Source organism: Pseudomonas sp. IT-93MI4, from assembly GCF_949767635.1.
GTDB classification, from domain to species: domain Bacteria; phylum Pseudomonadota; class Gammaproteobacteria; order Pseudomonadales; family Pseudomonadaceae; genus Aquipseudomonas; species Aquipseudomonas putida_A.
Genome location: NZ_CATKPP010000004.1, coordinates 40,465 through 58,664 on the forward strand (window position 1 = coordinate 40,465; position 18,200 = coordinate 58,664).

Here is an 18,200-nt window from a genome sequence, read left to right on the forward strand (position 1 = left end):
TCAGTTGGCGAAATATTGGCTGACAGGACGCTTTCGCGAGCAGGCTCGCTCCCACAAGGGACTTGAGTGGGTCAGTGGATTTCCTGCAACTGCCCCAGACGACTGCGGGTGCGGGCCAGGTCGATGGCATTGCCGCCGAGGGCTTCACGCAGTGGCAAACGGCTGAGCACGGTCAGGTGTTTGTCCTGGTCGTAGAGCACGTCGATCAGGTTGATGAAGCGCTGTTGCGCGGCGATCGAGCACTCACCGAGTTCCGGCAGGTCGTCGATGATCCACTGGTCGAAACGCCGGCTCAGCTCCAGGTAATCCATCACCGCTGTCGGTTGCTCGCACAGGTCGCTGAAGGTGAAAGCGACCCGGCTGCCATCGCACAGGCGCGCCTGAACGTGTCGGCTGCCCACCGGCAGCTCAATGGCCGGGGCACCTTCGGGCGGCAGGTTCAGCGCCTGGCGCTGGGTAGCGGTGGCTGGCCATACATAGTGGCCCTGGGTGAACAACTGATGCGCATGATTGCTCGCCTGACTGCGGTAATCATGCGGGCCGCCGACTTCCATGATCTGCATGCGGGCGTTGATCAAGTCGATCACCGGTTTGAAGCGCGCGTGATAGAGCGGGTTGGGCAGCAAACCTTCCGGTGGATAGTTGGAGGTCACCAGCAGCAGGATGCCGCGCTGGAACAAGGCCTTGAACAGGCGGGTGATGAGCATCGCATCGCCGATGTCATGCACATGGAATTCGTCGAAACACAGTACCCGGCAGTCGTGTAACAGCTCATCAAGGGTGACATCGAGGGCATCGTCCTGTTTGCGATGCTCGAACATGCCCTGATGCAGGCGGGCGAAAAATGCATGGAAGTGCACGCGCTGCTTCTGCGCGGTGGGCAGAGCCTGGAAAAAACCGTCGAGCAGCCAGCTCTTGCCACGTCCTACCGCACCATGCAGGTACAGGCTCGGCGGCGTTTGCTGCCTGGCGCCGAACAACAGGCTGGCCTGCTGCGCCATGCAATCGATCACCCGCTGCTGGCTGTGGCTGAGGGTGTAACCCTGACCATGGGCCTTGTGCCGGAAATAATCGCGGATCGACTGAGCATTTGCGTCATGCCCGGCATGCGCGGGCCGGCCCTTGGCGAACCAGCGGCGCAGCGCCGACCAGCGTAGGGTCAGTGGCGATCGTTTGGGCGCTCGAGAGGGCACAGTGCAGTCACTCCGTGTTCATCAGACCGGCGCCCGGGAGCGCGGCGACGTAGTGTAACCAGAGGCTGCGCCCGGCTTCCATCGCGGCTCGTTGACAGTGGGCGATCACTGAACAGATTTGTGCGGGACGTACAGCTATTTTCAGCGATGTAATTCGCCGTGTTGCCAAACTTTCGAAACATATCCCGGCAGATACATGGATCCAATCGACTGGCGGAATCGTCGACCGTTGCTAACCTGAAACACAGTAACGTCATCCAGGATGTTCCCTCACAAGGAATGGGACAGTGATTGTACGTGTGGTGATGGGCCTGCTCGGGGTGCTGGGGGCCTCGGTGCATGCGGCGGATCTTCAGGTCGAAGTTCGCGTTGACGTGCAGCGTGGCTGCCAGTTGATCGGCCAGCAGCGCGAGGCAGGTATCGAACAATTGGGCGTGCTGGATTTCGGCAGTACTGCGCGCCTCGATGATCCGGCCGGGCCACTGGGTGCGGCGCTGACCAATCAGCGGTTGCCACGTCTGGAGTGCAACCCTGACACGCCGTATCAGCTGCGGGTCGACGGTGGCCTGCATGGTGGCGTCGGCGAGGTTCGCTACATGGCAGGGGCGGCGGGGAGCCAGCCGATTCCATATCGGCTGTATCAGGACGCGGCGCTCCGGTTGCCGCTGGTGGTGGACGTGCCGGTCAGCGGCCGGGTGCCGGACACCGGCACAGTGGAGCTGCCGCTGTATGCACGGATCGAGCGTCTGGCGCAGGTGCCGCAGGTCAGCCGCTATTCGGATCTGGTCAAGGTCACCGTGACCTGGTGAGTGCAGAATTTCAGGCAATTCGCTGGAGGCGGATTGCGCAGGGAAGGGGCGTTCAATGCTGAACGCAAGGTAGGCAGGCATCCTGAAGGAGTAGGAAGGGCGCAATGACAGGCAAGCACTGGATGGTTATCGCCACGGGTACGTTGCTGTTGCTCGCTGACGACGCACAGGCGGCGATCAGTGGGCAGATCAATGCGCGGCTGATCCTGATCGCCGGGTGCGAAGTCACCAACAGCGCCACCCCGGCGATTCCGGTGAGCAATCTGGGCACCCTCGATTTCGGTCAGCAGGGGCCAACCTGGAACGCGCCGATCAAGGCCAGTCTCGACGGCGACAGCAGCGGCAAGCTGAATGTCGCCTGCAACCCTTCGGTCACCGGTTTCACCGTCACCATCGACGGCGGCAGCCACGGTGACGGCACCACCCGCCGCCTGAGCAACGGGCGCCAGACCCTGCCTTATCAACTCTTTCTGGATGCCTCCGGTAGCCAGCGCTACAGCATTGGTCAACAACACAATTTCGCTGTCACCAGCGGTGCGCAGATACCGATTCCGGTGTTTGGCACGGTGGTGGCGAATACCCGCGCGGTTCCGGCAGGTGTCTACACTGACACGCTGACGGTGACGCTCGACTGGTAACCCCGTAGAGGACGGACACCATGCGCAAGTTTGCATCAAGGATAGGTTTGTCGTTGCTCGGCCTGACGCTGGTTTCCAGTGCCCACGCCGCCACCACGGTCACCGGCCAGATCACCGCCAGCCTGACCCTGATCAGCAGCTGTCAGGTCAACGGTGCCGGCGGTTCCACCGGGCTGAACTTTGGTGCGCTGAACTTCGGCACCGCCAACAGCCTGTTCACCACCGCGAGCGGGCAGGTTCTGGGCGGTGGCGGCGGGGCGCTGTCGATTCTCTGCTCCAGCGGCACGACCCCGGTGGTCAAGGTGCGTGCCGGTGCTCACGATGGGCAGTCGCCGGGCGGCGCTCGCGCACTGTACGACGGTGTCGCCAACTACGTGCCGTACGACTTCTACACCGATGCCGGGCATTCGCAACTGCTGCCGATCGACGGCACGATCAACCTGGCGACCAGCACTGGCGTGGCGCAGACGGTGAATATCTACGGTCAGGCGGTGGGCAAGGCCGGGTTGCCGGCGGGGACGTACACCGACACCGTCGCTGTTGAATTGACGTTCTGATGCCATGCGCCGCCAAGGCTGTGCCGCGCTGCTCCTGCTCTGTGCGGGCAGTGTGCCGCTGCCGCTGGGGGCGGCGACCAGCCAGAGCTTTCAGGTCAGCGCGACCATCACGCCGGGGTGTCTGGTAGTCGGCGGGGTGTCGAATTACGGCGGACTGAATTTCGGTTCGAGTTCGGCCCTCGCGACCGGCACGGTGCAAGTGGCATTGACCGGCGGCGTGCAGTTGCAATGCACGCCGGGGGTGGCACTGAACATGACGGTCGATGGCGGCCAGTACAACAGCAGCGGTCGCCACATGCAGATCAACAGCGGCAGTGCGCGGGTGGCGTATGCGCTGTTTCGCGATGCGGCTTACAGCCAGAGCCTGGGCATCGGCCAGAGCGTGGCGGTGGCCTATAGCGATGCGAACAACATCAGCCTGCCGATTTACGGTCAGGTGCAATTGCCGGGCAATCAGCCCGGGGGGACGTACAGCGACGTGTTGCAGGTGCAGCTGTCGTGGTAAAGCGACATTTGAATGGCCGACAAGGAGCAGGTTCATGGGGGCAGTTACGTCTGGGCATTCGTTGTTGCAGGGCGCGTTGCTGGCGCTGGTCATGCTCGGGGCCGGCCATGCGCAGGCCGCCAGTTCGGTGCTGATCTGGCCGATCGATCCGGTGCTGGAGGCCGATCAACAGGCCAGTGCGCTATGGCTGGAAAACCGTGGCACGGAAACCGCCAACCTGCAGATCCGCGTGTTCGGCTGGAGCCAGAGCGGCTTTGCAGAGCAGTACCAGAACCAGCGCGACGTGATCGGCAGCCCGCCAGTGGCGAAGATCGAGCCGGGGCAAAAACAACTGGTGCGCCTGACCCGGACCAAGGATGTGCCGCCGGGGCAGGAACTGGCCTACCGGATCATCATCGACGAAATCCCTTCTGCCCAGCCGCCGGCTTCCGAGGGCGGCAAAACCGCAGCCGCGATCCGCTTTCAGATGCGCTATTCGGTGCCCTTGTTTGCCTACGGCGCGGGGCTGTGGAGCAAGGAAGACAGCACCCGCCCGCGTGATCCCAAGGGTATCGGTGTGCCGCAACTGAGCTGGCGCACGGTGGCGGTGGACGGTCGACCGTATATCGAAGTGCGCAATCAGGGCGCGGTGCATGCGCGGCTGACCGACGTGGTGATCAAACAGGGTGGACAGAGCAAGCCATTAGCCGAGGGGTTGCTGGGTTATGTGCTGCCGGGCGCGGTGATGCGCTGGCCGGCACCTGGGGCGTTGGCGAGTGAGTCGGCGTTGCAAGTGCGAGTCAATGGCGGGGCGCAGGTGCAGAGCATTGCGCCGGGACGCTGAAAAGGGAGCCATGCCGAGTGGACTTTTGTGGCGAGGGAGCTTGCTCCCGCTGGGTTGCGATGCAGCCCCAAGCCATGTCAGGCAGTTCGCTTAAACAGTTCTGACGACGGCTGTGCCGCCGAGCGGGAGCAAGCTCCCTCGCCACAATGAATGCATTGTATCGTCAAAATTCCAGAGAAAGATAACTGGCTTTGGCAAGAGTGGCATCAGGAGGATCGAGTCCATTGACGGACGTAAAGCGTGTATGAGCCCGGGATGGGCTCGTCGTATTCAGCGTCCGTTGTGGCTCATGACCGGCGCGTGTTGCCTGATGTTCGTGCAACCATCCGAGGCCGGCGAACTGCCGCCACCGCCCAGCGGCATGGAGGCCGTGAGTGATGCACAGTTGTTTCTGGAGTTGGTGGTCAATCAGATGAACACCGGGCGGGTGGTGGCGGTGCAGCAACGTGACGGGCATCTGTTTTTGCCGGCCAGCGTATTGGCTGAAAACGGGATGAAATTGCCGGGCAATCCTGGTGCTGAAGTTGATCTCGACGGCCTGCCTGGACTGCACAGCGAATACGACAGTGTCGGCCAGCGCCTGCTGCTGGTGGTGCCACCGCAGTGGCTGCCGGATCAGTTCATCGGTAATCGCGAGAACTATCCGCGCACCCCGGCGCTGAGCAGTTTCGGCGCGTTGTTCAACTATGACCTGTACCTCAACGACACCGACGATGCCGGCACTTATCTGGCGGCGTGGAACGAGGTGCGGCTGTTCGACAGTTGGGGCACGTTGTCCAACACCGGGCAGTACCGGCGCACCTTGTCCGGCGATTCGGTCAGCACACTGGACAACGGCTACCTGCGCTACGACACCACCTGGCGTTACTCCGACGACGAGCGAATGCTCACCTACGAGGGCGGGGACGTGATCAGCGGCGCCTTGCCGTGGAGCAACTCGGTGCGTCTGGGCGGTGTGCAGTTCTCGCGGGACTTTGCCGTGCGTCCGGATCTGGTCACCTATCCGTTGCCGCAGTTCGCCGGTGAGGCCGCGGTGCCGTCGTCGGTGGATCTGTTCATCAACGGCTACAAGTCGAGCAGCACCGACCTGCAACCGGGTCCGTATACCCTGACCAACATTCCCTTCATCAACGGCGCCGGTGAGGCCGTGGTGGTGACCACCGATGCGCTGGGGCGGCAGGTGTCGACCACGGTGCCGTTCTATGTCACCAGCAGTCTGCTGCAAAAAGGCCTGAGTGATTTCTCGGTGGCGGCCGGTACGTTGCGCCGCGATTACGGTTTGAAGGACTTCAGCTATGGCCCTGGCGTGACCTCCGGCAGCCTGCGCTACGGTGTCAGCGACAGCTTCACCCTGGAAAGTCACGCCGAAGCGGCTGACTCGCTGACCCTCGGCGGGATCGGCGGCAATTGGCGTCTGGGCAATTTCGGCGTACTCAACAGCGCCATCAGTCAGAGCCGGTTCGAGGGTGACGCTGGCGAGCAATTGAGCCTCGGTTATCAATACAGCAGCCAGCGCTACAGCTTTTCCTGGCAGCGCCTGCAACGCCGTGATCGGTACGCCGACCTCAGCGTGATCGACAGCCCTTACATCAGCCTCAGCCGGCGCAGCGAGCAAGCGACCCTGAGCGTCAACCTCGAGCGCTGGGGCAGCCTCGGTGCCGGTTATTTCGATGTGCGCGCGGCGGACGATTCGCGCACGCGTCTGCTCAACCTGAGCTGGAGCAAACCGCTGTGGCGCAACAGCAGCTTCTATCTGTCGGCCAACCGCGAGATCGGCGACAGCAACTGGGCAGTGCAGGCGCAACTGGTGATCCCGTTCGATCTGCGCGGCAGCCTGGCGATCAGCAGCGAGCGCAGCAAGACCGGGCAGAGTCAGCAGCGGGTCAATTACAGTCGTTCGGTGCCGACCGAGGGCGGGGTCGGTTTCAATCTGGGGTATGCCAAGGGTGATGGCCCGGATTATCGTCAGGCTGATGTGACCTGGCGTCTGCAATCGGTGCAATTGCAGGCCGGGGTCTACGGCACGTCCGAGGCCGAGACCCGTTGGGCCGATGCCAGTGGCTCGCTGGTGTGGATGGACCGCCAGGTGTTCGCCGCCAATCGCATCGACGACGCGTTTGTGGTGGTCAGCACCGATGGTTTCGCCGACATTCCGGTGCGCTACGAAAACCAGCAGGTCGGTCAAACCGATAAAAACGGCCACTTGCTGGTGCCGTGGAGCAGCGCGTACTACCGCGGCAAATACGAAATCGATCCGCTGAATCTGCCGGCCAACGTACGCAGCCCCAACGTCGAACAACGCATCGCCGTGCGCCGTGGCAGCGGCTATTTGCTGGAATTTCCACTGACCCGGGTAATCGCCGCGAGCATCGTGCTGGTGGATGCGCAGCAACGCGAGCTGCCATTGGGTGCGGGTGTGCTGCACGAGCAGAGTGGCGCGCGCACGGTGGTCGGTTGGGACGGCTTGGTCTATCTGGAAAACCTCCAGGCGCAGAACTCGTTGCAGGTGACGCTGGCCGACGGCAAGACCTGCAACGCGCAATTCGCCGTGGACATGCAGCAAAGCCAGGTGCCGCTGATCGGCCCGTTGGTGTGCCAGTGAATGCGGTGCGGATCTGCCTGTGTCTGGCGCTGCTGCTGCCGGGGGTGGCGCAGGCCTTGTGTTCGGTGGTGAGCACCACGCCGGCGGCATTCGGCTCAATCAGTTCGATTGCCGTGCGCACCACGACGCAGCCCAGTTCCACGCTCAATGCCGGGTTGAGTTGTACCGGTTCGCTGTTGTCATTGCTGACCAGCAACGACCATTTCTACGCCACCATCACCTCGACCCAGAGTGGTTTGCTCGGGCCGACCGGCGACGTCATCGGCTACACGATCTACGCCAACAACAGCACCAGCTACCCGGTCACCCGTGGCAGCGCCTTCGACTTCGCCCGTAACGGCATTATCGATGCCTTGGGATTGCTCAACGGCACCACCCCGAAAACCGTGCCGCTGTATCTGGGCACGACCATTGGCAGCAACGTCGCCGCCGGGGTCTATACGGAAACCCTGAGCATTTTCTGGAACTGGAATTACTGCTCCGGGATCGGCATCGGCAGTGTTTGTCTGGGGCGCGACATCAATAGCGGTACCGCGACGTTGACGGTGAACCTGACCGTGTCCAACGACTGCACGATTACTGCGCCGAACATTGCCTTTGGCAGTGCGCCGGTAATCAGTGCCTTTACCCCGGTGACCGGGCAGACCATCAATCTGGCCTGCACCAAGGGCAGTGCTTACACCGTCGGTTTGAGCGACGGACAGAACCCGGCTAGTGTCGGAGGCCGGCGGCGGATGATTTCCGGGAGCAACTATCTGGCCTACGACATCTTCAAAAGCGCTGGCACCACTCGTTGGGGCAGTGTCGGCAGCGCACGCCGGTCGAGCACCGATGCCGAGGTGAATCCGGGAAATGGGCTGGGCACCGGAAGTCAGATCTTCAACTACAACGCGAAGATCTACACCGATCAGACCACACCGCCGGCGGGCACTTACCTGGACAATGTGGTGCTCGACGTAGGGTTCTGACTCATACGATGACCCCTGTGGGAGCGGGCTTGCTCGCGAATACGGTGTGTCATTCAGCAATGATGGTGGCTGATCTACCGCTTTCGTGAGCAAGCCCGCTCCCACAGGGGGATTGGCGCAGTTTTCACAATGGCAGTGACTGCCTCAATTGCTGCACCGCCGGCGAATCCGTCGGGCTGACCATCGCATAGTTGTACCCGCCACCGGACCAGTAATCGGCCTGCAGATCGCCGTCGCTGCGACTGCCGCGTGGCAGGAAGGTGTTCTTCGGCCCCGGTGGCCGCACATAGAAACTGACCTTGTGGCCGCTGCGGTCTTCATACATGACCATCGCCGCCGGGCCTTCATCGGTGCTGAGCAGGCGGCCACTGACCGGTTCGAAACCGGCGGATTTCAGATCCGGCAAGCGACTGGCCCGGTTGAAATAGCGGTCGAGCCAATGTTGCATGTCGCCGTCACTGGCAACCTTGTAGTCCGCCGGCAGAATTCCTTGCTGGGCAATCAGTCGATAGGCTTGCAAGGCATCGGTCATGGGTAGCGTGGAAGAGCGCACGAGGGTCATTTCCCGCGCCTGCCAGCCACTGAAACCGCCGATGCCGACCGCGATCAGCAACACCGCCGCGCTGGCCAGGTGACGACGCGACTGACGCTTGAGGCGCTGGCGAATCAGCGCGGGATCGAGTTCCGGATTGGCCGGTTGCTGCAAGGCACCGCCCAGGGCTGCGCGCAACAACTGGGCGTCGTGCTGCCAGGCGCGCACCTGCGCGGCGGCTTCCGGGTGAGTGGTCAGCCAGGTGTCGACCAGACGCCGGTCGGCTTCGTTGAGTTGGTGATCGACGTACGCGTGCAGGTCGCGCTCGCTGGGGGGCATGCTGATCATTTGAGTATCCGCAAAGAAGGGCTGCTGATTTCGCCGTCGCTGAGCTGGCGCAAGGCCTGGCGGGCGCGGGACAGGCGCGACATCACCGTGCCTGTGGGGACGTCGAGGATGTCAGCGACTTCCTTGTAGCTCAGGCCTTCGACCGAGACCATCAGCAACAGCGCGCGTTGTTCGGTGGGCAGGCGATCGAAGGCTTGCAGGGTCGATTGGGCGATCACGGTGCGCTCGACCGAGGGTTCGGCGTCGTCGCGACCGGTGAAGAATTCGAGCATCCGCGCATAACGACGCGAGCGCCGATGGGCGTCGAGAAATTGCCGATAGAGAATCGCGAACAGCCACGCGCGCACATCACCCTCGGCGCGTTTCGCGCCCCAGCCGGACAGAGCCCGCTCGAGGCTGGCCTGCACCAGATCGTCGGCGCTGCTGCTGTTGCGGGTCAATGACACGGCAAAGCGGCGCAATCTGGGAATGATTTCTCTCAACTGTTCGTCGAATTCGCTCATGAATTTCTGCTAGTCACTACGCTGTGGACTAGGGAGACGTCTGCCGTTCGAGGTTATTCCACGTTCGGAAAAATAAATACCGGGCCATGGAATAAATCCTGATGGGGTGCGTCTTGCTGATTCTTCCTACTTGTGGCCGATGGCCCTGGAGTTATTCATGGTTGATCGCACTTCACCGCCGGGCAGGCCGTCGCGCCCGCCCTTGAGTGCCGCGAGCACAGTGTTGCGCCTGACGGCGATTGCCGTGGTGGTTGCCGCAGTGGCCGGGGCGTTTGCCTACGTGCACGGTAATCTTGACCCACAACGTCTGACGCCCAAGGCGCTGGTCGATGTGCTGGAGAAAAACAACGGCGTGCATCCCGGGTTCCGGCGCAACCACGCCAAGGGCGTGTGCGTGATCGGGCATTTCGAGAGCAGTGGCGAGGCGCGAGCGTTTTCTTCCGCGCAGGTGTTCAACGAGGCGCAGACCCCGGTGGTTGGGCGCTTCGCATTGCCGGCGGGAAATCCCTACGCCCCGGACAGCAGCGTGCCGATCCGCAGCCTGGCGCTGCGTTTCACCCAGGCCAACGGTCAGCAATGGCGCACCGGGATGAACAGCATGCCGGTGTTCCCGGTTGGCACCCCCGAGGCGTTCTATCAGTTGCAGCAGGCGCAGTCGCCGGATCCGGCCACGGGTAAACCGGATCCGTCGAAAGTGCCGGCATTCTTTGCCGCGCACCCGGAAGCCGTGCCGTTTCTGACGTGGGTGAAGACCGCCAAACCGTCGGCCAGCTATGCCACTGAAACCTACAACAGCGTGAATGCGTTCTATCTGGTCAACGCCAGTGGGCAGAAGCAGGCGGTGCGCTGGAGTGTCACGCCACTGGCGCGCGATGCCGCCGGAGCCTCGGCGCCGGAGGGCGCGGATTTTCTCGAAAAGGATCTGGTGCAGCGCCTGGCCGAGGGACCGTTGCGCTGGCAGTTGAATATCACCCTGGCCAACCCCGGTGATCCGGTGAACGATGCCAGCAAAACCTGGCCCGAGGGTCGCAAGGTGATCAACGCCGGCACGCTGGTGCTGGAGAAGACTCAGCCGCAGCTCAGCGGCGAATGCCGCGACATCAACTACGATCCGCTGGTGCTGCCAGCCGGGATCGAAGGCTCCGACGACCCGCTGCTCGCGGCGCGTTCCGCCGGTTACGCCGATTCTTATCTACGGCGCACCAGTGAAGTCAGCCAATTGCCCGCCGCCAGACAGGAGGCTCGCCCATGAGCACGCAACCGACTCATTTCGCGCTGCTGGCGCGGCTGCTGCACTGGCTGATGGCGCTGATGATCATCGCCATGTTGTTCATTGGCGCCGGCATGGTCACTTCGGTTTCACAGCGGCATGAATGGCTGATTCATCTGCACAAACCGCTGGGGATCGCGATTCTGCTGCTGGTGGTCGTGCGTCTGTTGGTGCGGTTTTCCACTCGACAGCCGCCGCTGCCGGCGGATCTGCCGGGCTGGCAGGTGATGGCGGCCAAGGCTTCGCATGTGTTGTTGTACGCCTTGATGCTGGTGCTGCCGCTGCTCGGTTGGGCGATGATCAGTGCGTCCGGGGAGCCGGTGATGCTCAGCAATACCTTGCAGTTGCCGTCGATCCTGCCGGCCGATGCGCAAGTGTTTGCCCTGCTGCGCAAGGCGCATGGCTATCTGGCGTACCTGTTGTTCCTGACCGTGCTGTTGCACCTGGCAGCGGCACTGTTCCATGGTTGGGTGCGTCGCGACGAGGTGCTCGACAGCATGTTGCGCGGTCGCGATCGCGATTAACCCGTCTGTGTGGCGCACCGCTGCGGTGCGCCACTTCTCAGGGTCAGCCACCAATAACCCAGCGCCACTGCGTTGATAACGGCGCCAAGCAGACACACGCCGATCCAGCCGGCCCAGGCGTACATCGCCGTCGAGGTAATCGAACCCAATGCACTGCCGATCGAATAGAACAGCATGTAGCCGGCGGTGAGGCGGCTTTGCGCTTCAGGGCGTACGCTGTAGATCATGCTCTGGCTGGTGACGTGCACGGCCTGCAAGCCCAGATCGAGGGTGATCACGCCGAGCAACAGCGCCCACAGCGAGGACTGGGTGAGGGCGATCGGCAGCCACGAGGCGAGCATCAGCAGCAGCGACAGACCGCTGACCCATTGGCCCAGACCGCGATCAGCCAGATGTCCGGCGCGCGCGGCGGCGAGTGCACCGGCGGCGCCGGCCAAGCCGAACAGGCCAATTTCGCTATGGGATAACGACAGCGGCGGGGCGGCCAGCGGCAGCACCATCGGCGTCCACAGCACCATGGCGCTGGCAAAGGTCAGCAGCGCGAGAATCGCCCGTTGGCGCAGCACCGGCTCTTGCCTGAACAGGCTGAATACCGAAGCGATCAGCGCGCCGTAACGGCTTGCGGGCTGCGCGGCTTCATCCCTGGGCAAGACGCGCAACAGCAGCAGTGCCATCAGCAGCGTCAGCCCCGCCGACAGCAGATAGATCGCCCGCCAACCCGCCAGATCAGCCATGACCCCGGCAATGGTGCGCGCGAGCAGAATGCCGACGACGATGCCGCTGGTGACGACGCCGACCACCCGGCCGCGTTGCGCCGGGATCGCCAGGGTCGCGGCGTAGGCCACCAGCACTTGCGTCACCACCGCGAGCAAACCGGTCAGGGTCATGCCGAGCAGCAACCACACACTGCTGGGTGCCAGCGCGATCATCAACAGCGCGGCGGCCGAGAGCAGGGTCTGGGTGACGATCAGTCGCCGTCGGTTGAGCAGGTCGCCGAGTGGCACCAGCAATACCAGACCGATGCCATAGCCGATTTGCGTCAGGGTAATGACGATGCCGATGGTTGCCGGTGACATGGCGAAGGCATCGGCCATGGCGTCCAGCAGCGGCTGCGCGTAATACACGTTGCCCACCGCCAGTCCACAGGCGACGGCAAACAGCAGCACCACGCTGCTTTTGAGAGGTTGAGGTTGCATGCCCTGTTTCCTTTTTGGGTTTCAAATTAAAACCAGAATCACGGTAAGCATTCTGGTTTTAATTTGCAACCTTGTTGGTCATGGCGTTTGATTGCGCAAAAAAAAGATCGCAGACACAGCTGCGATCTTTGGGGGGAGCGGGGGAGGGATCAGCGCAGGGTATCGACCATGTCGGCGATGGTGGTCAGCACGTCCTTGCCCAACTGTTTCGAGCGCTTGCCCGACCAGCCCGTTTCTTTGTTCGGATGGTCGTCGTGATCCTTGAACGGCATTTCCAGGGTTAGCGACAGGCAGTCGTATTTCTGGCCGACCGCGTTGCAGGCCAGGGTCATGTTGGCCTGACCCGGTTCGTCGCGGGTGTAGCCATATTTGGTCTGGAAGTCTTTCGTGGTGTGCTTGAGGTGCGTGCGGAAATGCTCTTCGAGCTTCTCGATGCGCGGCGTGTAACCCGGGTTGCCTTCGCAACCGGCGGTGAACACGTGGGGAATTTCTTCATCACCGTGTACGTCGAGGAATAGATCGACGCCGTACTTTTCCATCTGCTGTTGTACGAAAAGTACCTCTGGGCTGATGTCCTGACTGGCGCTCTGCCAGGCGCGGTTCAGGTCCTGGCCCATGGCGTTGGTACGCAAATGCCCGTGGAAGGCGCCGTCCGGGTTCATGTTCGGTACCAGATACAGATCGGCGCTGGCCAGCAGCTTGTTCAGCACCGGGTCGTCGTGGCGCTCCAGGCGTTCGATCACGCCTTCCATGAACCATTCGGCCATGTGTTCGCCCGGGTGCTGTTGCGCGATGATCCAGATTTTGCGCTGGCCTTCGGCGCCGCTGCCCTTGCGCAGCAGCTGAATGTCACGACCCTCGACGCTTTTGCCGGTGGCCAGCAGTTCGGTGCCGGCCTTGGTCAGCGCTTGCTCGATCAGCCAGTCGTGACGACCTCGGCTGTAGGGTTCGAAGTAGGCGAACCAGGCGTGGGTCTGCGTGGCTTCGAGGGAGAAGCGCAGACAGTCGCCTTCGAAAATCGTTGGTACGCGGAACCAGTTGACATGGTCGTAGGACGCCACGGCTTGATAACCGGTCCAGGCTTTGTTGTACGAGGATTGGCTGGCGTTATTCAGACGAAACCAATGCTCTTGGCCAACGTGCAGGCCGCTGGCCTTGAAGTGGAACCACTGAAAATGCGCGCTCCGGGTATCCGGGCGAATGGCCAGAACCGGGTTGAGCGGATTGGAGATGTCGATGACTTGAATGTTGCCGCTGTCGAAGTTGGCGCTGATGTCGAACGAAGATTTGGCCACGGTCATAATCGGTTCCTGAATATGATTTTTATGGCGGCTACTTTACACGCAAGACAGGGCTGAAACCGAGGGAAATTGCGGGTTGCGGTGGGGGGCGTCTTCCGTGACGCGCAAGCAGCTTAGAGACTGTGCGATTGATTCTCAAGTGCTAATTGTCATTAGTTTGCCCCAATCGGGCCGGGCTTTGCTTGCCAAGCGATATTCTTTTGATATTATCCGCGCCATCGAATTTGCAGCACCCAAAGACTTCATTAGCCTGAAGCCACAAGCCCGAAAAACGGGCAAAAAAAGACCCGGCAAAAAGCCGGGTCAAAAACCGTGATTAGCCTGATGAGGAGATAGTCCAGAAGACCGACCTAAGGTCTCTGGTCCATCGACTGATCTCGCGACCAGCTGCTTGCAATAATAATCATTATCATTTGCAAGTCAAATGTTTTTATCTGCGCGATCGGAAAATTCTTTTCTGTCCGTCCGCTTCCCGTGTCCGTCAGAGCTGTTCGCCATCAATTGAATGGTCGACCATCGCTCGCGCCATATCCACCATATGCACCACCGAAAATGCCAGGTCGCGGCTCGCGCCCTGCAGGTTTTCTGCTGCCTTGAAGGCCGTGGCCGCTGCACAGCGCAACAGATCCGACGCGTGCACGAGGGCCTCTTCGCCGCTGAGATGGCGTTTTACATTGAAAAATCGCTCGTCGACCTCGGGTTCTGAAACAGCTGGTTTCAAGTAATAGTCCAGTGCTCGCTGCGCTGCCGCGTTGCCTTGAGGGGAGGTGAACGTGGTGTCCATTTGCAGATCGGGCAAGTCTTTGCTGCTGATATTCATGGTGAAGGGGCACTCCTTGTTCGATTGAAAGTCCGTGCTTCCAGCATAGTACGATGCGTAGTTGTGACGAGGATTTAAATACTACAATATGTGTTTTGCCGGCCGAAGGCGGGGCAAGTAAGGTGCCGCACATGGATAAATGGATTGAGTTGGTCAAGGCCAAGATGAGTGAACTCAAAATCACTCAAACAGAGCTCGGAGAGCGCGTCGGCATGTCCCAGGGCGGGATCGGCCATTGGCTGAACAAACGTCGCGAGCCGGGTATTACGGAAATGAACCGCGTATTGCAGGCGCTGGGGATGGACTTCCTTGAAGTGGTGCTGGTGATTCGCGAGCCGCAGGAGACCGACGATGACGAGATGCCGCTGGCGCAGAAGTACAACCCGTATTTCCGCTATCCGGTCAGCGATTGGCACACGCCGTGCGAATCGCGCGAGAGTGCAACCGCCGCTTACGCCCCGTCACATGACAAGCAGCGCTTCGAACTGACGGACTATCACGCCCGTGGCGCAGCGTTCTGGCTGACCGTGACGGGAAATTCGATGACCGCACCTTCAGGTCAGAGCATCGCCGAAGGCATGCTGATCCTGGTGGACCCGGAGGTGGAGGCGCTGCCCGGCAAACTGGTGATCGCCCAGTGGCAGGGCTGCGACGAAGCGATCTTCCGCAAGCTCGACGAAGAGGGCGGCCAGCGTTATCTGGTACCGCTCAATCCGACCTGGCCCAAAGCCCTGTTCACCGATGAGTGTCGAATCATCGGCGTGGTGGTTCAGGCCACGGCGCGTTTCTAGTCAGATCGATCCTCGCTCGGCGTAGGATCGATCTCCCATTTACTCGGCTTCCAGTTCCACCAAAGCGCTGCCTTCGCCGACCATTTCGCCTTCCTGGCAATACAGCGCTTTGATCACTCCCGCATGGGGCGCGCGAATGCTGTGCTCCATCTTCATCGCCTCCAGCACCACCAGTTGCGCACCGGCCTCGACCGATTGCCCGGCCTCCACCAACACCCGCACGATGCTGCCGTTCATGGGCGCAGTCAGACCGCCCTGATGGCTGTGGCTGGCGTCGACGGCGCTGATCGGGTCGTAGGTCTGAATGCGCCGCAACTCGCCGTCCCATTGCAGGTACAGCGAATCGCCCTGACGAATGGCACGCAAGGTTCGGCGTACGCCATCGTGCTCGACGACCAATGCTTCATCCGACAGTTTGGCGTTGTCGGTGCTGCCCAAGGTCAACGCCCGATCCTGACCTTCGCAGCTCAAGTGCAAGGTGACTTCCGCCGGCAACCCTGCGCGCAACCCGCTGTTCAACGCCCACGGCGAACCCAGGTCATCCGCCCGAACAGCGCCCGGCAGACTCTGCGCGAAAGCCTGCGCTGCGGTCTGCCAGAACTCATCGCTCAGCTCACCCGGAGCGGGCAGCAGCGTTTCCTGATAACGCGGAATAAACCCGGTATCCAGCTCCGCCGCAGCAAACGCGGGATGCGCGATGATCCGCCGCAGGAAGTTGATGTTGGTCTTCAAGCCGCCAATCGCGAACTCATCAAGCATGCTCAACAGCCGTAGGCGCGCCTGCTCGCGATCCTCGCCCCAGGCGATCAGCTTACCGAGCATCGGGTCGTAGAACGGCGAAATTTCATCGCCTTCTGCAACCCCGCTGTCCACCCGACGCCCAGGTCCTCCTGCCGATTCACGGTACAAATCCAGGCGACCGGTAGCCGGAAGGAAATCATTCGACGGATCTTCGGCATACAGGCGCACTTCAATCGCATGGCCATTGAGCGGCACCTGATCCTGGGTGATCGGCAGCGCTTCACCGCGCGCCACAAGAATCTGCCACGCCACCAGATCGAGGCCAGTGATCGCTTCGGTGACCGGGTGCTCGACCTGCAAGCGCGTGTTCATCTCCATGAAGAAGAATTCGCCACGCGCATCGAGCAGAAATTCCACGGTGCCGGCACCGACGTAACCGATCGCCTGCGCCGAACGCACGGCCGCTTCGCCCATGGCGCGGCGCAGTTCCGGGGTCAGGCCCGGGGCCGGGGCTTCTTCGACGACCTTCTGGTGCCGGCGCTGGATCGAGCAATCACGCTCGTTGAGGTACAGGCAGTTGCCATGCTGATCGGCGAACACCTGAATTTCCACATGGCGTGGTTTGAGCAGGTATTTCTCCACCAGCATCCGCGAATCGCCGAACGACGACTGCGCCTCACGCTGCGCCGAGGCCAGCGCTTCGGCCAGTTGGCTGACGTCCTCAACCACTTTCATACCTTTGCCGCCGCCACCGGCCGTGGCCTTGAGCAGCACCGGATAGCCAATGCGTGCGCAGGCATCGCGGAAGGTTTCGAGATCCTGCGCCTCGCCGTGATAGCCCGGCACCAGCGGCACACCGGCGGTCTCCATCAGCGCCTTGGCTGCGGATTTGCTGCCCATCGCGTCGATGGCCGAAGCGGGCGGGCCGAGGAAAATCAGCCCGGCCTGTTCAATGGCACGGGCGAAGCCGGCATTCTCCGACAGGAAACCGTACCCCGGGTGAATCGCCTGCGCGCCGCTGGCCTTGGCCGCCGCGATCAGCTTGTCGATTTGCAGATAACTGTCGGCGGCTTTGCTGCCCCCGAGATCAACGCGGATATCCGCCTCCCGGCTGTGCCGCGCTTCGCGGTCGGTGGCACTGTGCACGGCGACGGTGGTCAGGCCCAGCGCCTTGGCGGTACGCATGACCCGGCAAGCGATTTCGCCACGGTTGGCCACCAGCAGGGTGGTGAGAACAGGTGCGCTCATCAACGCGGCTCCTTAGTGGTGGTTGCGGCTTGCCAGCTTGGCGCACGTTTTTGCAGAAAGGCGCGCAAGCCTTCCTGGCCTTCAGGGCTGACGCGGATGCGCGCGATGGCGTTTTCGGTGTAGCGGCGCAGCGCCGGGGTCAGCGCGCCGTTACCGACTTCGCGCAACAGATCCTTGCTGGCGCGCATCGCGGCCGGACTGTTGAGCAGCAGGTTGTCGATCCATTGCTCGACGGCTTGATCAAGCTCGGCGGCCGGGTAGCTGTCGGACAACAAACCGATTTCTCGCGCACGCTGCCCGCCGAAGCGCTCGGCAGTCAGCGCATAACGACGCGCGGCACGTTCGCCGATGGCCTGCACCACGAACGGACTGATCACTGCCGGTGCCAGGCCGATGCGCACTTCCGACAGACAGAATTGCGCGTCATCGGCGCCAATCGCCATGTCGCAGCAACTGATCAGCCCCAGCGCGCCGCCGAACGCCGCGCCCTGCACCACGGCCACGGTCGGGATTTTCAGCTTGGCGAGGTTGTACATCAGCTCCGCCAGTTCGCGGGCATCGTCCAGGTTGGTGTGGTAATCGAGTTCGGCCGATTGCTGCATCCACGCCAGATCGGCGCCGGCGCTGAAATGCTTGCCACGCCCGCGCACCAACAGGAAACGCAGGCTGGCGTCGCTGGCAACCTTGTCCAGTGCGAGGATCAGTTCGCGGATCATTTCGGCGTTGAACGCGTTGTTCTTTTCCGCACGATTGAGCCACAGGGTGGCGAAACCCCTTGGGTCGCTCTGCAGTTCGAGGGTGTTGAAGTCGCTCATATTCTTCCGTCTCCAC

At 62.0% G+C, this 18,200-nt stretch carries 19 protein-coding genes; 11 read left to right on the top strand and 8 right to left on the bottom strand.

Annotation, left to right across the window (positions count from 1 at the left end; genetic code table 11):
• Positions 1-71: 71 nt before the first annotated feature.
• The gene (gene zapE / locus ACM6I7_RS03455; RefSeq protein WP_414887955.1) at positions 72-1,193 is read right to left on the bottom strand and encodes a cell division protein ZapE; all 1,122 of its coding nucleotides are present in this window, start codon (positions 1,191-1,193) and stop codon (positions 72-74) included.
• A 305-nt stretch (positions 1,194-1,498) separates the two neighbouring features.
• Between zapE and ACM6I7_RS03460 the strand changes: the two genes are divergently transcribed.
• From ACM6I7_RS03460 to ACM6I7_RS03490, 7 genes are all read left to right on the top strand, one after another.
• A complete protein-coding gene (locus ACM6I7_RS03460; RefSeq protein WP_414888007.1) occupies positions 1,499-2,002 on the top strand; it encodes a spore coat U domain-containing protein in 504 nt (167 codons plus the stop codon).
• Positions 2,003-2,106: 104 nt separating this feature from the next.
• Complete coding sequence (locus ACM6I7_RS03465) at positions 2,107-2,640, top strand: spore coat U domain-containing protein (RefSeq protein ID WP_096795681.1); 534 nt, start codon at positions 2,107-2,109, stop codon at positions 2,638-2,640.
• Between the two features lie 20 nt (positions 2,641-2,660).
• A complete protein-coding gene (locus tag ACM6I7_RS03470; RefSeq protein WP_027614606.1) occupies positions 2,661-3,197 on the top strand; it encodes a spore coat U domain-containing protein in 537 nt (178 codons plus the stop codon).
• Positions 3,198-3,201: 4 nt separating this feature from the next.
• Positions 3,202-3,702, top strand: coding sequence for a spore coat U domain-containing protein (locus ACM6I7_RS03475; protein ID WP_095138831.1), 501 nt, complete (start codon positions 3,202-3,204; stop codon positions 3,700-3,702).
• A 34-nt stretch (positions 3,703-3,736) separates the two neighbouring features.
• On the top strand, positions 3,737-4,525 hold the full coding sequence (locus ACM6I7_RS03480; protein ID WP_097088182.1) for a molecular chaperone: 789 nt from the start codon (positions 3,737-3,739) through the stop codon (positions 4,523-4,525).
• Positions 4,526-4,769: 244 nt separating this feature from the next.
• Positions 4,770-7,127, top strand: a complete 2,358-nt coding sequence (locus ACM6I7_RS03485; RefSeq protein ID WP_414887956.1) for a fimbria/pilus outer membrane usher protein — start codon at positions 4,770-4,772, stop codon at positions 7,125-7,127.
• Positions 7,124-8,095, top strand: coding sequence for a spore coat U domain-containing protein (locus ACM6I7_RS03490; RefSeq protein WP_414888008.1), 972 nt, complete (start codon positions 7,124-7,126; stop codon positions 8,093-8,095). The genes ACM6I7_RS03485 and ACM6I7_RS03490 overlap by 4 nt, the downstream gene beginning before the upstream one ends.
• Before the next feature lie 124 nt (positions 8,096-8,219).
• On the opposite strand, the gene ACM6I7_RS03495 is transcribed toward ACM6I7_RS03490, so the two are convergent.
• Entirely contained in the window at positions 8,220-8,975 is a 756-nt protein-coding gene (locus tag ACM6I7_RS03495) for an anti-sigma factor family protein (protein ID WP_414887957.1), read from the bottom strand.
• Positions 8,972-9,478 (bottom strand): RNA polymerase sigma factor, encoded by a 507-nt coding sequence (locus ACM6I7_RS03500; RefSeq protein ID WP_047597521.1) that lies wholly within the window; start codon positions 9,476-9,478, stop codon positions 8,972-8,974. The genes ACM6I7_RS03495 and ACM6I7_RS03500 overlap by 4 nt, the downstream gene beginning before the upstream one ends.
• A gap of 157 nt (positions 9,479-9,635) precedes the next feature.
• On the opposite strand from ACM6I7_RS03500, the gene ACM6I7_RS03505 reads away from it, so the two are divergent.
• The gene (locus ACM6I7_RS03505) at positions 9,636-10,730 is read left to right on the top strand and encodes a catalase family peroxidase (RefSeq protein WP_096795675.1); all 1,095 of its coding nucleotides are present in this window, start codon (positions 9,636-9,638) and stop codon (positions 10,728-10,730) included.
• A complete protein-coding gene (locus tag ACM6I7_RS03510) occupies positions 10,727-11,272 on the top strand; it encodes a cytochrome b (protein ID WP_027614614.1) in 546 nt (181 codons plus the stop codon). The genes ACM6I7_RS03505 and ACM6I7_RS03510 overlap by 4 nt, the downstream gene beginning before the upstream one ends.
• On the opposite strand, the gene ACM6I7_RS03515 is transcribed toward ACM6I7_RS03510, so the two are convergent.
• On the bottom strand, positions 11,269-12,468 hold the full coding sequence (locus ACM6I7_RS03515; RefSeq protein WP_097088173.1) for an MFS transporter: 1,200 nt from the start codon (positions 12,466-12,468) through the stop codon (positions 11,269-11,271). The two genes, ACM6I7_RS03510 and ACM6I7_RS03515, sit on opposite strands and share 4 nt — an antisense overlap.
• Before the next feature lie 149 nt (positions 12,469-12,617).
• Positions 12,618-13,769: a M14-type cytosolic carboxypeptidase gene (locus tag ACM6I7_RS03520; protein WP_097088171.1), complete on the bottom strand. Its 1,152-nt coding sequence runs from the start codon at positions 13,767-13,769 to the stop codon at positions 12,618-12,620.
• 97 nt (positions 13,770-13,866) lie between these two features.
• Here ACM6I7_RS03520 and ACM6I7_RS03525 point away from each other — a divergent pair, with 97 nt between their 5' ends.
• Complete coding sequence (locus tag ACM6I7_RS03525) at positions 13,867-14,085, top strand: hypothetical protein (RefSeq protein ID WP_097088216.1); 219 nt, start codon at positions 13,867-13,869, stop codon at positions 14,083-14,085.
• Between the two features lie 165 nt (positions 14,086-14,250).
• On the opposite strand, the gene ACM6I7_RS03530 is transcribed toward ACM6I7_RS03525, so the two are convergent.
• Positions 14,251-14,589: a DUF6124 family protein gene (locus ACM6I7_RS03530; RefSeq protein WP_097088169.1), complete on the bottom strand. Its 339-nt coding sequence runs from the start codon at positions 14,587-14,589 to the stop codon at positions 14,251-14,253.
• A gap of 131 nt (positions 14,590-14,720) precedes the next feature.
• Between ACM6I7_RS03530 and ACM6I7_RS03535 the strand changes: the two genes are divergently transcribed.
• Entirely contained in the window at positions 14,721-15,380 is a 660-nt protein-coding gene (locus ACM6I7_RS03535; protein ID WP_027614618.1) for a LexA family protein, read from the top strand.
• A 39-nt stretch (positions 15,381-15,419) separates the two neighbouring features.
• On the opposite strand, the gene ACM6I7_RS03540 is transcribed toward ACM6I7_RS03535, so the two are convergent.
• Both ACM6I7_RS03540 and ACM6I7_RS03545 read right to left on the bottom strand, forming a co-directional pair.
• A complete protein-coding gene (locus ACM6I7_RS03540; RefSeq protein ID WP_414887958.1) occupies positions 15,420-17,369 on the bottom strand; it encodes an acetyl/propionyl/methylcrotonyl-CoA carboxylase subunit alpha in 1,950 nt (649 codons plus the stop codon).
• Positions 17,369-18,184: a gamma-carboxygeranoyl-CoA hydratase gene (locus ACM6I7_RS03545; RefSeq protein WP_330206895.1), complete on the bottom strand. Its 816-nt coding sequence runs from the start codon at positions 18,182-18,184 to the stop codon at positions 17,369-17,371. The genes ACM6I7_RS03540 and ACM6I7_RS03545 overlap by 1 nt, the downstream gene beginning before the upstream one ends.
• Positions 18,185-18,200 lie beyond the last annotated feature (16 nt).

Excerpts from the sequence above, each read along its gene's own strand:
- ACM6I7_RS03540 (WP_414887958.1), bottom strand. The coding sequence starts at position 17,369 with ATGAGCGCACCTGTTCTCACCACCCTGCTGGTGGCCAACCGTGGCGAA.
- ACM6I7_RS03510 (WP_027614614.1), top strand. The coding sequence starts at position 10,727 with ATGAGCACGCAACCGACTCATTTCGCGCTGCTGGCGCGGCTGCTGCAC.
- ACM6I7_RS03460 (WP_414888007.1), top strand. The coding sequence starts at position 1,499 with ATGGGCCTGCTCGGGGTGCTGGGGGCCTCGGTGCATGCGGCGGATCTT.
- ACM6I7_RS03485 (WP_414887956.1), top strand. The coding sequence starts at position 4,770 with ATGAGCCCGGGATGGGCTCGTCGTATTCAGCGTCCGTTGTGGCTCATG.
- ACM6I7_RS03470 (WP_027614606.1), top strand. The coding sequence starts at position 2,661 with ATGCGCAAGTTTGCATCAAGGATAGGTTTGTCGTTGCTCGGCCTGACG.
- ACM6I7_RS03515 (WP_097088173.1), bottom strand. The coding sequence starts at position 12,468 with ATGCAACCTCAACCTCTCAAAAGCAGCGTGGTGCTGCTGTTTGCCGTC.
- ACM6I7_RS03475 (WP_095138831.1), top strand. The coding sequence starts at position 3,202 with ATGCGCCGCCAAGGCTGTGCCGCGCTGCTCCTGCTCTGTGCGGGCAGT.
- ACM6I7_RS03520 (WP_097088171.1), bottom strand. The coding sequence starts at position 13,769 with ATGACCGTGGCCAAATCTTCGTTCGACATCAGCGCCAACTTCGACAGC.
- ACM6I7_RS03545 (WP_330206895.1), bottom strand. The coding sequence starts at position 18,184 with ATGAGCGACTTCAACACCCTCGAACTGCAGAGCGACCCAAGGGGTTTC.
- ACM6I7_RS03480 (WP_097088182.1), top strand. The coding sequence starts at position 3,737 with ATGGGGGCAGTTACGTCTGGGCATTCGTTGTTGCAGGGCGCGTTGCTG.
- ACM6I7_RS03505 (WP_096795675.1), top strand. The coding sequence starts at position 9,636 with ATGGTTGATCGCACTTCACCGCCGGGCAGGCCGTCGCGCCCGCCCTTG.
- ACM6I7_RS03530 (WP_097088169.1), bottom strand. The coding sequence starts at position 14,589 with ATGAATATCAGCAGCAAAGACTTGCCCGATCTGCAAATGGACACCACG.
- ACM6I7_RS03500 (WP_047597521.1), bottom strand. The coding sequence starts at position 9,478 with ATGAGCGAATTCGACGAACAGTTGAGAGAAATCATTCCCAGATTGCGC.
- ACM6I7_RS03535 (WP_027614618.1), top strand. The coding sequence starts at position 14,721 with ATGGATAAATGGATTGAGTTGGTCAAGGCCAAGATGAGTGAACTCAAA.
- ACM6I7_RS03465 (WP_096795681.1), top strand. The coding sequence starts at position 2,107 with ATGACAGGCAAGCACTGGATGGTTATCGCCACGGGTACGTTGCTGTTG.
- ACM6I7_RS03495 (WP_414887957.1), bottom strand. The coding sequence starts at position 8,975 with ATGATCAGCATGCCCCCCAGCGAGCGCGACCTGCACGCGTACGTCGAT.